General features: G+C 35.5%; 15 protein-coding genes. 6 read left to right on the top strand and 9 right to left on the bottom strand.

Annotated features, from left to right (window positions below; genetic code table 11):
• Positions 1-20 precede the first annotated feature (20 nt).
• Complete coding sequence (locus SB679_RS08045; RefSeq protein WP_410701746.1) at positions 21-1,244, bottom strand: MFS transporter; 1,224 nt, start codon at positions 1,242-1,244, stop codon at positions 21-23.
• Between the two features lie 246 nt (positions 1,245-1,490).
• Between SB679_RS08045 and SB679_RS08040 the strand changes: the two genes are divergently transcribed.
• From SB679_RS08040 to SB679_RS08015, 6 genes are all read left to right on the top strand, one after another.
• Entirely contained in the window at positions 1,491-2,123 is a 633-nt protein-coding gene (locus SB679_RS08040) for an NAD(P)H-dependent oxidoreductase (RefSeq protein WP_034709866.1), read from the top strand.
• Positions 2,124-2,150: 27 nt separating this feature from the next.
• Positions 2,151-2,585, top strand: coding sequence for a MarR family winged helix-turn-helix transcriptional regulator (locus SB679_RS08035; RefSeq protein ID WP_410701745.1), 435 nt, complete (start codon positions 2,151-2,153; stop codon positions 2,583-2,585).
• Between the two features lie 3 nt (positions 2,586-2,588).
• Positions 2,589-3,011 carry an organic hydroperoxide resistance protein gene (locus SB679_RS08030; RefSeq protein ID WP_034709550.1) on the top strand — a complete coding sequence of 141 codons (423 nt, stop codon included), beginning with the start codon at positions 2,589-2,591 and terminating at the stop codon, positions 3,009-3,011.
• 636 nt (positions 3,012-3,647) lie between these two features.
• Positions 3,648-4,775 (top strand): lactonase family protein, encoded by a 1,128-nt coding sequence (locus SB679_RS08025; protein WP_410701744.1) that lies wholly within the window; start codon positions 3,648-3,650, stop codon positions 4,773-4,775.
• Positions 4,776-4,838: 63 nt separating this feature from the next.
• A complete protein-coding gene (locus SB679_RS08020) occupies positions 4,839-5,408 on the top strand; it encodes a hypothetical protein (RefSeq protein WP_410701743.1) in 570 nt (189 codons plus the stop codon).
• A 55-nt stretch (positions 5,409-5,463) separates the two neighbouring features.
• Complete coding sequence (locus SB679_RS08015) at positions 5,464-6,057, top strand: hypothetical protein (protein WP_410701742.1); 594 nt, start codon at positions 5,464-5,466, stop codon at positions 6,055-6,057.
• A 17-nt stretch (positions 6,058-6,074) separates the two neighbouring features.
• Here the strand turns inward: SB679_RS08015 and SB679_RS08010 are convergent, their stop codons facing one another.
• The 8 genes from SB679_RS08010 to SB679_RS07975 form a co-directional block, all read right to left on the bottom strand.
• Positions 6,075-6,704, bottom strand: a complete 630-nt coding sequence (locus tag SB679_RS08010; protein WP_410701741.1) for a peptide deformylase — start codon at positions 6,702-6,704, stop codon at positions 6,075-6,077.
• 237 nt (positions 6,705-6,941) lie between these two features.
• Positions 6,942-7,814, bottom strand: a complete 873-nt coding sequence (locus SB679_RS08005) for a ChaN family lipoprotein (RefSeq protein ID WP_410701740.1) — start codon at positions 7,812-7,814, stop codon at positions 6,942-6,944.
• A gap of 363 nt (positions 7,815-8,177) precedes the next feature.
• Complete coding sequence (locus tag SB679_RS08000) at positions 8,178-9,206, bottom strand: hemin-degrading factor (protein ID WP_317742597.1); 1,029 nt, start codon at positions 9,204-9,206, stop codon at positions 8,178-8,180.
• 7 nt (positions 9,207-9,213) lie between these two features.
• Entirely contained in the window at positions 9,214-9,864 is a 651-nt protein-coding gene (locus SB679_RS07995) for a class I SAM-dependent methyltransferase (RefSeq protein WP_410701739.1), read from the bottom strand.
• Between the two features lie 2 nt (positions 9,865-9,866).
• On the bottom strand, positions 9,867-10,640 hold the full coding sequence (locus tag SB679_RS07990; protein WP_410701738.1) for a heme ABC transporter ATP-binding protein: 774 nt from the start codon (positions 10,638-10,640) through the stop codon (positions 9,867-9,869).
• On the bottom strand, positions 10,640-11,680 hold the full coding sequence (locus SB679_RS07985; protein ID WP_317742594.1) for an iron ABC transporter permease: 1,041 nt from the start codon (positions 11,678-11,680) through the stop codon (positions 10,640-10,642). The genes SB679_RS07990 and SB679_RS07985 overlap by 1 nt, the downstream gene beginning before the upstream one ends.
• Positions 11,664-12,542 (bottom strand): hemin ABC transporter substrate-binding protein, encoded by an 879-nt coding sequence (locus SB679_RS07980; protein ID WP_410701737.1) that lies wholly within the window; start codon positions 12,540-12,542, stop codon positions 11,664-11,666. The genes SB679_RS07985 and SB679_RS07980 overlap by 17 nt, the downstream gene beginning before the upstream one ends.
• A 23-nt stretch (positions 12,543-12,565) precedes the next feature.
• Positions 12,566-13,690 (bottom strand): HmuY family protein, encoded by a 1,125-nt coding sequence (locus tag SB679_RS07975; protein WP_410701736.1) that lies wholly within the window; start codon positions 13,688-13,690, stop codon positions 12,566-12,568.
• Position 13,691: the final 1 nt, after the last annotated feature.

Raw genomic sequence — 13,691 nt, 5'->3', positions numbered from 1 at the left:
TAAATAAAAAATCTATTTACTTAATCTTTTGATTTGTTTAAATTCATTAAAGAAGGAGTCATAAAAGAAGCTATTCCTACCAGGAAAATAATAAATCCAAGAATGATAAAAGTAAAATTCACTCCTATTGTATCTGCCACAAAACCAGTACATACCAATCCCAGCATAGTAGGCAACACTTCTATACTGAAATACATAGAAAATACACGGCCCAGAAGTCCTGGAGGAATTTCTTCCTGTACTATAGCTGTAAATCCGGCACTGTAAAAAGATCCGGCAATACCTCCAATACCTGTAAGTACTGTAAAAAACAGAAAACTTTGTTCTGATAACCACCCGGACCAAAGAAATGCAGCGCCAATAAGGAGATGTGATATATTTACAATAATCACCTTCCGGATACCCGATTTCCAGATTCCTAACAGCCCTCCTCCTATCAACATACCCATTCCCCAGGTTGTTTCAATGATACTCATTTCAAATTTACCTCCATGAAAATGTTCAATAGTCATTAATGGAAATAATACCGAGATCGGCATAATGCAAAATCCGGCAATAATAGAGTATAAAAAAAGAAAAGACAACCCTCTATTTCTAAGAACTTCCCCCAAACCAATTTTCATATCCTGCCATACCTGAACTATATCTGGTCGGGGTTTAGTTTCTTCATTTTGGGAAGGAATGGAGATAAAAAACAGTGAAAAAATAGCAATCGCTGCTCCTGCAATATCTAATAGCAATACATTGCCAATCGATAATAATCCTATTGCCAAAGCCCCAAGTGCAGGTCCTGCAATATTGGAAATAGATTTTATAATCTGGTTGATTCCGGCAATTCGTAATAATTCTGATTGGGGTGCCAATAAAGGTATAGACGCCTGCAGTGCCGGCATATGAAATGCTGACCCTACAGAACGTAATCCGAGCATCAGATAGATGAGTTCAAGATTTTCATACCCCAGATAAAAGCTGATAGACATTAGTAAGGTACAGCCAGCAATACCACCATCTGCCAACATCATTGTTTTTTTCCTGTCCCATCGATCAACATACACACCGGCAAAAGGTCCTATTAATGCTTGTGGCAATAAACCGGCAATAGCAGCATAAGCAAGTACTTCCGCAGAACCTGTTTGAAGACTCAGCCATATGATGATTGCAAATCCTACTGCAGAACTGCTGATCAAAGAGAAAAACTGGCCCATCCATAAAAAACCAAATTTTCTTTTCCAAGTATTATCCATGCGTAAAAAGGTATTATAAAGAGGCAAAGATAAATAAATAATAATAAAACAACAATACTGTTGTTTTATTATCTCACTTCAAATAATAAAATAAAACCTTGTCAATTATAATTGATTAAATCAATTATAGCATTTTATAAAATTAAATTGTACACAATTTAATTTGGCACTATCTTTGCGATATTATTTACATCTGAGAAATATGCTCAGAAAATTATTTTACATATCAATAAAAAAATATAAACAATGTCATTATTAGAAGACTTAAACTGGAGACATGCGGTAAAAGCATATGACCCAACAAAAAAAGTATCAGAAAAAGATCTATATACTATTTTAGAAGCAGCAAGGCTTGCTCCTACTTCCTCAGGACTTCAGCCATTCCGAGTGATCGTAGTTGAAAATCAGGAATTAAAGGAAAAAATGGTTCAGGGAGCATTAAATCCTGAAGTCATGAGAGATTCTTCCCACGTTTTGGTATTTGCTGCTTGGGATCATTATTCTAACGAAAAGATTGATAAAGTATACGATCATCATACGGACGTAAGAGAACTTCCAAGAGGACGTTTCGGAAGTTATACCGATAAGATCAAAGAAATGTACAATGCCCAGACACCGGAACAACATTTTGCACACACTGCCCGTCAGACCTATATTTCATTAGGATTAGCGATGGCTCAGGCTGCTGAATTAAAAATCGACAGTACGCCGGCAGAAGGTTTCAGCAATGAAGTGGTGGATCAGATTCTTGGTCTTAAAGAATTAGGATTGAAAAGTGTAAGCTTACTGTATCTGGGATACAGAGATGAAGAGAAAGACTGGCTTTCAACGATGAAAAAAGTCCGCGTTCCTATGGAAGAATTCATTATTAAAAAATAAAGTCTGTAGAAGACTTGCCCTACTCTTATGGAAAATTTAAAAACTCCCAAATTAGAAAATCAGATCTGCTTTCCGTTGTATGTGATTGCAAAGGAGATCACCGGATTATACCGTCCTTTTCTTGATGAGTTGGATATCACGTATCCTCAATATCTTGTGATGATGGTCCTTTGGGAAAATGACGGTCTTACCGTCAGCCATATTGGTGATCAGCTTTTCCTCGACAGCGGAACCCTTACTCCACTTCTTAAAAGACTAGAAGCAAAAGGATTTATCGTAAGGAAAAGAAATAAAGAAGATGAAAGAGTCGTAGAGGCATTTCTTTCAGAGTCAGGGAGGGAGTTACAGACAAAGGCTTGTGAAATCCCGGGTAAAATTCTGGAAAAGATAGATGTTGAACCTGAAGATCTGGTACAACTGAAAGAAAACATTCAAAAAATAGTAAGCAAAATAAAAAAATAAAATATGAAAACATTATACACTACAAGTGTTACCGCTACAGGCGGAAGAAATGGTCAGGTAAAAAGTGAAAATGGAGTTTTGGATCTTGAAGTAAAAATGCCAAAAGCCTTAGGCGGTGCCAATGATGATTTTGCCAATCCTGAAATGCTTTTCGCAGCAGGATATTCAGCATGTTTTGACAGTGCCCTGAACAGGGTCATCAGTTTATCGAAAACAAAAACTGGTGAAACTACTGTAGTAGCTAAAATAAGCATCGGACAACTGGAAAATGGCGGATTCGGATTGGCTGCAGAACTGGATGTAAATATTCCGGGAGTATCCATCGAAGAAGCACAGGAACTAACTGAAAAAGCGCATCAGATCTGTCCGTATTCTAATGCAACAAGAAATAATATTGAAGTAAAGCTTTCGGTAACGAATAACTAAGTCAGAATTACTTTGATGATGTACAATCTGTTTCCTTTGGAAGCAGATTTTTGTTTTTTATCTGATTTATAATTTATATTTTTACGAAAATACATTTTAACTTAATTAAATGTATTGATCAAAACACAAATTTTACACTAATGACCAATCCTAAACTTTTTATTCAGTATCATAACGCAGATAAACTTAAAACCTTTCCAGCTGAAGAAACCAATTTTAATTCATTAGTCTCTGACATTAGACTTGATGACAGAATACAAATTTTAAACTGGGTATACACAACTAAAAAATCTGTACGAAATTCAAAGGATAATATCTGTTTTTAATTGTTGGAAAAACTGAAAATAAAATTAAAAATTATTATTTGTGGTGTTATTTTAGAATTGAAGAATGTAATACTGAAAATGATGGTACAATAGTCGCTTCTGGAAAAGGTAGATATTTAGAACATCCAATTTTTCTTAATAATTTGCCAGATTTTGGTAATTTCAAAAAATTCTGTGGAAATTTTGGAATAGGCTTTCAAAACATTGATAATAATATTTTCTCCCAGACGTTAAATTCTTACACAACTGAACTTTAAAAAAGATTGACCCAAATATCACTATTTTCTGTATCTAAAATTTCAAATAAACATTGAAAAAATTACTCACACTTACCGTTACAATTTGTACCTGGCTGACTATATATTCGCAAAACACCTATGTTTTTTTTGGCTCCTTTAATAGAGACAAAACTACAGAAGGAATTTATGTCTATCAACTTGATCCCAACAGTGGAAATTTATCGAAAATTACCACCGTAAAGAATATTTTAAATCCATCCTATTTAACAGTATCTCCGAACGGAAAATATATTTTTGCCTGCACAGAAAGTAAAACTAAAAATGCAGGAAGTGTAAGCAGTTTTGAATTTAACCCCGAAGATAAAACGCTGGTTTATATCAACAGTCAAAAAAGCGGTGGAGAAAATCCCGTGTATCTAACTGTTCACAAAGATGGAAAATGGCTGGTCAATGGAAATTATACTGAAGGAAGTGTTTCCGTATATCCCATTTCAGAAAACGGAACCATACAACCTTTTGTTCAAAATTTTCAATTTACAGAAGGAAGTATAGATCCGGAAAGACAAGATCGTTCTCATATTCATTCGACTGTTTTTTCTCCTGATTTTGATTATCTTTTTTTACCGGATTTGGGTGCCGATAAAATAAGAACATATCATTTTGAAAATGGAAAACCGGAACCATTGCAAACCGCAGAAAAACTTTTCACACCTACCCCATTAGGAAGCGGAAGCGGCCCCAGACATTTCACCTTTCATCCGAACGGAAAATTTGCGTATTGTATTGACGAACTAACGGGAACAGTAGATGTTTATGCCTATAAAAATGGACAATTAAACAGCATTCAAAGAATCAATACCCACTCTGAAAAGTATAAAGATAATTTTGAGAGTTCAGACATTCATATTTCTCCTGATGGTCAATACCTGTATGCATCCAACCGAGGGAGTGAGAACAATATCGCCATATTTTCTATTCATAATGATGGAAAACTGGAAACAGTAGGCTATCAATCAACCAAAGGAAAACACCCAAGAGTATTCGCCATTGATCCAACCGGTAATTTCTTAATTGCTACCAACGCAGTAAGTGGAGACGTTGTTGTATTTAAGCGAAATTTTAAAACTGGACTGCTTAAAAGAGTGGGTAAAAAATTGAAAATAAAAAATGTTTCCTGTGTTCAAATTAAAAAATATTAATCACTTTTTTATAAACACCTATCTATTCTAGCTCATATTACTTATCTAATAATATATCATTAAATGAAAACAAATAAATTACTTCTTTTATTTACACTCCTTATATTTTCTGTTGGATATTCACAAATCGAACAAATAAAAAAAATTGACAGTATTTTTGACAAGAAAACTGAAGAAATTCCTGTGAAAAATAAAAATTCAAAAAAATATTGGAAATACGCTTCTGAAATTAATTCTCAAAGAATTGCTGAATATGATCAATTATTGCATGAAATATATCAAAAAGATTCTGCTGAAATTCCAACATTACAAATCCAACAGGAAGACAAAATCATTAGTTATAAAAATAATGGGATTGGTGGTTTCCGAAATGAAGTTGGTGGATATATCGATATGATGGAACATCCATTTTTTCCCAATTTAACTGGCTTAACTTTAAGATCTGAACTAAAATGGATTATAGATGAAAATGGTTTCATTAAAAAGGTTGAAGCAATAGGTGAAAATGAAGCTTTTAACACTTTAACAAAAATTGCTTTATACAAAACAGAAGGAAATTGGATTCCTGCTCAAAAAAATGGACAAAACATACAATCGAGTTATAGATTTCCGGTTAGTATTCAAATAGAATAAAAACTGGCATTAATAGCTATTACAAGCAATACATAATCTTATCAAAAATCCACCAATGAAATTAATTGTCTATATATTTTTTATTCTTTTACTTTTTAATTGCTCTCAAACTAAAAAAGAGGAAGGTCCATTATTAGTGTCTAAAAATAATTTCAGTGTATCAGGTTTTTATAAAAAATTGGATAGTTTAAACGAAGCTCAGAGTAAGAATGACTCTTTAGAAGCACCTATTATTACCAATAACAAAAAATTAAACAAAAATTATCTGCATGGAGCCATTCACTTTTTAATCCTTGATAAGGATAACTCTTATTACGTTATAGACCACCTGAAACCATTTATTTTACTATGTGGAAATACAGGTGAATTCTTGAAGCAAGATTCAATTGATTTTATAGAAAAAAGTAATGTACTGACTGATCAATCCCGGCCTATAAGGACCTCTCAAATAATAAAAATCCTTAAGCAGCATCAAAATGCAATTGTAAATACGGAAAATACAAACCCGTTAAACATTTCTTTCGCTTTAAAAAATGACACGCTGGAAGGTTCAACAATGTATCGTATTATAAGTTTCATGGAAAACAATGGAATGAAATCTTACACCATCCGGAGAATGAATGCATACGAACTTAAAAAAGTCAAATAAAACATAATATTCACTAATTATCTCGTTTTAGAATCACTTTTCTTATACGCATCCACCGGTTGATAGGTATTATTCTTTTCTTTTTCCTTTTTATCTGAAATTAAGATCCCAAAAAGATGGTCAACTTCATGCTGGAAAATGACCGCTGTAAAGCCTTCTATCATTTCAGAATACTTCTGCCCTTTCAAATCAACATACTGTACCTGAATTACTTTACTTCTGTAAAACTGATCTCTGAATTCAGGGATGGAAAGATCACCTTCCGGCCCCAAATTCTGAAGTTCCGATCTCCAAACGATCACAGGATTAATGAAATATTCTATCGGATCGCCTTCTTTATCAAAACGCTGTACCCAGACAATCTTTCTGTTGATTCCTACCTGTGGTGCAGCGATTCCCACTCCGCCATCCGTTGAAAGAAGTGACGCTTTCATTCTATTAACCAAAACGGCTGTATTCGGATCAACGGGATCGATTTCTGTGGAAAGACTGAGTAAGGTTTTATGCTGATTGCTGTCAGTTGTCTGATAAATAGGCAGTGCGGTACTGATATCTCCCTGGTTGATAATCGATAGTTCATTGGAGCTCAATTTCTGAGCATTTGCCAGACTGATACAAAGAAGGAATAGGAAGGATATTTTTTTCATTAGTATTGAATGTTATACAAATATAGAAATTGCGGATAAGGTTTTAGTTACAACCATTTGATTTGTTTTTATAATTTTCATAAAATAAAAAATGGGCTAAAGCCCATTTCTATTGAATATTGTATCACATGTTACTACAAAAACGGGCTAAAGCCCGTTTAAAATACATTCAATATGTTTTTTACAAATTTCGTATAAATAAAATCTGCATGATTTGCTCAATCTGCGAGAGACAACCTAAAACGTCTTCGTCATATCCGTCGGAATAATCAGATTGAATTCCGTGGGTTTATATTCTTTTTCAGGAACTTTCAACTCAGGATTTTCAGATTCAAAAACAGAGATCACCGCCATTTTCAAGGTTGGATTTTTCTGCTTGATGTACCAATAAATTCCGCCAAATTCTTTGCTATGGTAATTTCCGTTATAGTGAATAAACGTTTTCCCGGCCTGCCAGCTTTTTAGAATAGATTCAGCCATGGTGGCATCTTTTGTAGCCTGGGCAGAAATAAAGTTCATCACTTTAGTCCCTTCTGCATGTTCTCCCATCATCGCTTTCATTTCCGTATAGCCGGGAGTATCCAGCGTAACTTTAATCGGAAGCTGTGCGATGTATGTTTTTTCTTTTTCACTTAATCTATTAAGAGATTCGAGTCCTTCTTTTGAGGTTTGAGAAGCGTATCTTCTCGGAATATTAGTCGCAACGAAAGTCAGTTTTTTATCTTTGGCAAAATCTACCAGCGGTTTATAATCTGTAGGATAATTATTCCATAAACGGGCAGAATCTTTCAGCGTTTTCGCATCAAATTTCCCACTCAGGTATTGATTTAACTGGGATTGATTGTCTCTTTCAAACATTTCCGCACCCAGCATGATCTGTCCGTTTTTCTTTTCATATAAAGCTTCGGTAATTTTTAGCTGAAGCCAATGATTAATTGAACTGTTGTGATTTTCACCAAAGAAAACCACATCATATTGTGCCAGCTCTTTAACCAATTTATCTGTCTTGATTTCCTTTCCTTTTTGATCATAAAATTGATAGGCCTTGAAGTTTTGAGCATGTAATGAACAAAAACCGGCAAGCAATATCGCTATGAAAATATTTTTCATTGTATTGAATTTTAATGATTTTTTTAATATTAATTATTTTCACAAATATCACTAATTTTTTATCAAGCAGCTTCCTTGAAAATTTAATGTTTTTTTGTTGGAAATCGCAAAGGCGCAAAGATTTGGATTTTTAGGAAACATTTAAGGCGCAAGAAAATTAAAAATTTTCAGCAAGTATTCATCTACAACGTTATAAATTTTATCTGCGATAAAATCCTTGCGCCTTAAAAACATGATCTAACCTATAGTATTGCGTCTTTGCGATTTAATAGTTAAAAAATCAGTTTTATTACTATTATATTTAAATGAAATAAAAAGCCGTCTTGAAAAAACAAAACGGCCTCCATTCAAATCATCTAATTATTAATTCTCTAAAGAAGCAACAAGATCTTTCCACTCCTGAAGTTCTGGAATTCCAGGTTTTCTTTTTCCAAAGAACTGAACGATGAAATCCCCTTCTTTGTTAAATACTTCAATCGCGGTAACTTCTCCGTCTTCAGTAGGTTTTTTAACGATCCATGCTTCTGCAATTTTCGTTACATCCAAATGTAAGTTGAAATCAGGGTCCATGACGTTGAACCACTGCTGGTGCCAAAGAACTTTTTTCACCTCTCCTGTGTGGATCTGGATAAGACCTCTGTTTCCAACAAAAACCATGATCGGAAGGCTCTTTTCAGAAGCATCTTCAAGAACATTGACCACTTTGGCATTATCAATTTTGGTAGCATATCCTTCAGGAGCCAAACGTAAAGCCTGTGTTCTGCTTACTCCGAATTTTCTGGTCATCATGAAGAAGTCATGAGTATCTTTTAATTCTGTCCATGATTTTTTAAATCCTTCTGCATCAATTTCAGAATCCGGTTTTTCAGCCGGTTTTGGAGCTACCGCTTCAAAAGTAAATTCCACATTCTGATCTTCCGCTTTGAATTTTTCAACGATCGCATCGAAAGCTTCTGCATTGCTGTCTTTTGTCAAATAGATTTTGTGCAAAGCCAATCCGTCTTTTCCAAAGAACTGAAGACTTTTTCTGTCTCCTTCCACGACTCCGAAAGCAAACTTCCATGCGCTAAGGAAAATTCTAAGGTCGATATCCTCTCCAACGAAAAGCTGTGCATGCGGGCTGCTGAAATCTCCGTTCAGGTAGGTTCCTTTTCTCTCATGTACACACTCATCGTTACGGGTAAGTGCCATTACTTTTCCTAATTGTTCTACTTCAGTCAGGATATTCTGGAATTCCGGCTTTAGAACAGTTACACCTTCGCCTATGCTTGTTATTAATAATTCAGCTTCGCTTACGCCTAATTCTACAGCAGCATTTCTTATTCTTACATGTGGATTTTCTGCTTTCAGAGCTTCCCACTTACTTTTGAGATCGTTTACTAATGTGCTCATTGTATGATTATTTTTTTATGGTTAAAACTGTATAAATTCTTTTTATTTTTTCGTTTCCGGTTTTGCTTGTAATTTCTTCTTCTTTTTCAGAAATTTTCATTCTTTTAAAATGACTTTTAGAAACTACATCTTCCATTTCATCGTTGTTGTATAAAGTAAAATTATACTCAGTAAAAGGAAGTGTTTCCATGAAATCTCTTTGTCCAAACGTTAAAACAAAGGTTCCGTCATCCTTCAGAACTCTGTAAATTTCATTTAAAAATTCAACGGGTTCTTCCCAAAAATAGACGGTATTCACCGTACATATTTTATCGAATGTCTTGTCTTGAAAAGGAAGTTTTTTTCCTTCATACAAAACAAAATCAGCCTGATTTTCAAATGCTTTATTTAAGCTTTTGGCTTCCTGATGCATGGTTTCAGAAATATCGATTCCTGTGTATCGTATATTGTTAGCAACAGATATAATATTTTTCAGGTGTCCGGCATTTCCGTGGCCTATTTCAAGGATATGTTCATTATCTTCTATCAGAAGAGTTCTGATGCTTTCCAGGGTCATCCCTATGTTGGTGGCATTCATCATCTCGCCGATCTCAATTCCTTTTTCTCCCTGGGGATTGGCAAGATGCTGGGCAAGGATTTTCAGTTCATCTTTTTCCATAATTATCCAAAAATGATCATTGGGTTATTTGTAATGGGATGGTCACAGATGGTACACGGAAAATTATAGGCTTTGCTGATGGTATCAGCAGTGAAAACTTCCTGTGGTGTTCCATGGGCTGCAACTTTCCCTGATTTCATCAATAAAATTTTATCTGCAAACTGCGCTGCCAGATTCAGATCATGCAAAACAACAATGGCTGAATTCGCTTTTTGCGTAAATTTTTTAATAATTTCCAACGCTTTATACTGGTGTTTTACGTCTAGATTATTTAGCGGTTCATCTAAGAACAGAAGTTTGTGGGCAATGTCATTCTGAAGTTGCGCCATCACTCTTGAAAGATGTACACGCTGCTTTTCTCCTCCTGATAATGTATTGTATTCTCTGTCTTTCAAATGAAAAACATCGGTTTCATACATCATATTATTCATGGCTTCGAGGTCTTCTTTTCTGGGCTGCGCATCGAAATATGGATACCTTCCCATCATGACCACATCTTTTACTTCTAATGTGATGTCATTGCTGTTGTGCTGGGAAAATTTAGCTTTATGCTGAGATAATTCCCTCACATCCCAGTCTGTAATGGGTTTGTCTTTAAATACAATATTTTGTTTTCCCTGTTTTACTTCATTAGCTAAAACACTCAGAAGACTGGATTTTCCTGCTCCGTTGGGACCGACAATTGCTAAAAACTCGCCATATTCCACAGAGACATTTATCCCATCCAGAATATGAAATTCTTTATGCTTGTAACTGACCTGATGTGCTTTTATCATTATAGCGATTTTTTAAATTTGAGCAGAATAGCGATAAAAATAGGGCCTCCTATGAGAGAGGTCAAAATACCGATCGGCAACTCGGAAGGAGCCACAATACTTCTGCTGAAGGTATCTGCAATTAAAAGTAAAATGCTTCCGCAAATAGTTGACAACGGTAAAATGAACGTATAATTTGATTTAAATAAAAGTCTTAAAATATAGGGTACGATAAGCCCTACAAAACCAATAGTTCCTGAAAATGCGACACATGTTCCCACCATTAAGGAAGTGATGATCACAATCTGTTTTTTCAGTCTTTCTACATTGATTCCTAAGTGTTCAGCATCTTTTTCGCCCAGCATCATTGCATTCAATGCTTTACCCTGCGGAACCAGGATGATATAGGAAATAACCAAAACTACAGTTAAAATGATATTTTTCGTCCAGGTTGCGGCCGCAAGACTTCCCATATTCCAAAAGGTAAGATCCCTTAGCTGATCGTCTTTAGAAATATAAATCAGAAAACCTGTAATTGAAAATCCGATAGAGGTAATGGCAACACCGCTTAACAGCATCATCACCACATTGGTTTTTCCTCCGCTTGTGGAAATCCTGTACACCAGCATCATTGCTAATAAAGCCCCTAAAAAAGCCGAAATACCTACCAATGAAAACTGCACCATTTCAGGAAGATATTGTTTGAAATGTCCTCCTAAAACAATGGCAATGGCAGCAAGTAATGTAGCTCCTGAAGTTAAACCTATCGCTTCCCCGGTTGCCAAAGGATTTTTAAACAGCCCCTGCAGACTGGTTCCTGAAACCGCCAGCATACTTCCGATAAGAATGGCCATGACAATTCTGGATGCTCTTACATCCCATATCACATATTTATCACTTAAGGATAAACTTGTGTCTCCTGCGATCACTTTTCCTAACACTTCAAACGCAGATCTACCACCGAAGTCGTAAACCCCTGTATTAAGAGACCATACTGCTATGATGACAAGCAGTATGGCACTTATAGTTAAGTAAAAGTATAATTTACTTTGTGTTCTCAATTAATAGTTTGTTTAATCCTACTGCAGCCTCTCCTAATCTTGGTCCGAAACTTGAAACCAAGCCTCCGTCCATTGCGATGATCTTCTTGTTTTTACCAGCGTTGGTCTGAGAAACACCCGGCATTTTCAATGCACCTTCGTTTCCACCTGCACCCTGTAATCCTGTTGAGAAGAAGAACAATACATCCGGGTTAGCTTTTACAACTGCTTCAGGAGTTAATGGTTTGAAATCTTCGAAATCAGTTACAGCATTTTGTCCGCCTGCAAGACCGATCAATGCATCCATTGGAGTTTTTGTTCCTGAAACCATCAGCATATTTCCTCTGGCATAAATGAATAAAACTTTTGGCTTTTTGGCAATCGGCTGGATCTGCTTAAGGTCAGCATCGATTTTATCATTCAATTTCTGATAATCTGTATTGCCTAAGGCTTTTGCCACCTGCTCTATTAATTTTTTAGTTCCTGCTACTGTAAACTCCTGATCAAAAACCTCAGCTTTAATTCCTGACGCTTTGATCTTTCCTAATAATTCCGGGTTTACATCTTTATTAGAAGCAAGTACTAAGGTAGGCTGTACAGCCATAATCGGCTCGATAGTCATTGATCTTACGTGTCCTAAATCTTTAGCCGTAGCTTTCAAAGATTCGGGATATGTACTGGTAACATCGTATCCTACGATTTCTTTCTCGTGTCCTAAGGCACTGATTATTTCTGTAACACCGCCACTAAGGGTAACGATTTTATTATTGCTTTTTGGCACTTCAGAAGAGGTTTCTGTTGCATTTTCTTTTTTAGCCCCTTCTTCTTTTTTGCATGAATACACTGCTAAAAGAACAGACGCTACCAGAATGAATTTTTTCATGATATACTATTTATTTGATTTTATTATAAAGGCTTATATTCAAATTGAGGGAATCCTCTTTCGCCAGCTACACCAGTTCCGTCTGTTGTACTTTTCGTAAGTCTGGTAAATTTCAGTTTGAAGTAATATCCTTCAGCATCTTTGATTATATAGAAACGATCACCATAAACTTCAAGACCGTTATTGCCAACGGGATTTCTCCAGTCTGCTCCAATTACTCTGTGGTCATTATAAATAAATTTAGACTGATCTACATTGGCAATTTCAAAATTATTATAAGCATCCAGTCCGGATCCTGAAGTAACTAATACTTCGTAAGCTCCTACTCCGCCCACATTATTATTATTTACAAAATCAGCATAGATATAGCTTCCCGCTCCAGAAATCACATTGGTGAATACTGTAAAACAAAGATCCCACTTGTTTTTTTCAGGCTGAATAAATACTTCTTTCTTATTTTTCAGGCTTACAAAATTGTAGTTGTATGCTGTATTTTTAGCGACTACAATCTCAGAATAATTGGACCCGTCCAGATCGGCAGATTTTACTTTGTATCCGTCACCAGCTCTTACAATCTGAACTTTTTTCCAGCCTCTGCTGTCTCCTCCTGTGGTTACAGATCCTACCGCAACACTTCCCGTATAAATTTCTTTACCCATATTCACAAGGTAAATTCCGTTTTCCGAATCATTGGCTTTGATGTCATCAATGGCAGTATAATCTGTTGGAAAATTTCCTTTTACACTATCAATATAAATTTCGTTGGCTGCATTGAAGTTGGCAACCTGAACCTGGGTTTTTAAAGTAGAAACACTTGCATCCGTTACCTGATCGAAAGTAGTCACATTAGGGATTTTTGCTGCTGCCATCATAATAGACGAATTTAAAACGACTTTAAATTCGCTTCCGGAATACAATGCAAAATCCCAATCTGTTCTTTTTGTTAATTTCTGTACAGGCCCTTTCGTAACAGGGTCAATTTCACTAAGATCAATCCAGACCTGGTTGGGCTCTGTAGCGCCGCCTACTGTAGGATCTCCAATTGCACCTTCAATCGGAGCAACTGCCACAGCATCTTCATTATCATTAATACAAGATTGTGAAATAAATGAAGCCCCTATTACAAGGCAAAAAAGTATTTTTTTCATT

The sequence above is a fragment of the Chryseobacterium sp. SIMBA_029 genome, assembly GCF_046535275.1.
GTDB lineage: Bacteria > Bacteroidota > Bacteroidia > Flavobacteriales > Weeksellaceae > Chryseobacterium.
The sequence above is the reverse complement of the archived record's forward strand: the minus strand, read 5'-3'. Positions and strand labels throughout refer to the sequence as shown.

Excerpts from the sequence above, each read along its gene's own strand:
- SB679_RS08045 (WP_410701746.1), bottom strand. The coding sequence starts at position 1,244 with ATGGATAATACTTGGAAAAGAAAATTTGGTTTTTTATGGATGGGCCAG.
- SB679_RS08040 (WP_034709866.1), top strand. The coding sequence starts at position 1,491 with ATGTCATTATTAGAAGACTTAAACTGGAGACATGCGGTAAAAGCATAT.
- SB679_RS08035 (WP_410701745.1), top strand. The coding sequence starts at position 2,151 with ATGGAAAATTTAAAAACTCCCAAATTAGAAAATCAGATCTGCTTTCCG.
- SB679_RS08030 (WP_034709550.1), top strand. The coding sequence starts at position 2,589 with ATGAAAACATTATACACTACAAGTGTTACCGCTACAGGCGGAAGAAAT.
- SB679_RS08020 (WP_410701743.1), top strand. The coding sequence starts at position 4,839 with ATGAAAACAAATAAATTACTTCTTTTATTTACACTCCTTATATTTTCT.
- SB679_RS08015 (WP_410701742.1), top strand. The coding sequence starts at position 5,464 with ATGAAATTAATTGTCTATATATTTTTTATTCTTTTACTTTTTAATTGC.
- SB679_RS08010 (WP_410701741.1), bottom strand. The coding sequence starts at position 6,704 with ATGAAAAAAATATCCTTCCTATTCCTTCTTTGTATCAGTCTGGCAAAT.
- SB679_RS08005 (WP_410701740.1), bottom strand. The coding sequence starts at position 7,814 with ATGAAAAATATTTTCATAGCGATATTGCTTGCCGGTTTTTGTTCATTA.
- SB679_RS08000 (WP_317742597.1), bottom strand. The coding sequence starts at position 9,206 with ATGAGCACATTAGTAAACGATCTCAAAAGTAAGTGGGAAGCTCTGAAA.
- SB679_RS07995 (WP_410701739.1), bottom strand. The coding sequence starts at position 9,864 with ATGGAAAAAGATGAACTGAAAATCCTTGCCCAGCATCTTGCCAATCCC.
- SB679_RS07990 (WP_410701738.1), bottom strand. The coding sequence starts at position 10,640 with ATGATAAAAGCACATCAGGTCAGTTACAAGCATAAAGAATTTCATATT.
- SB679_RS07980 (WP_410701737.1), bottom strand. The coding sequence starts at position 12,542 with ATGAAAAAATTCATTCTGGTAGCGTCTGTTCTTTTAGCAGTGTATTCA.
- SB679_RS07975 (WP_410701736.1), bottom strand. The coding sequence starts at position 13,690 with ATGAAAAAAATACTTTTTTGCCTTGTAATAGGGGCTTCATTTATTTCA.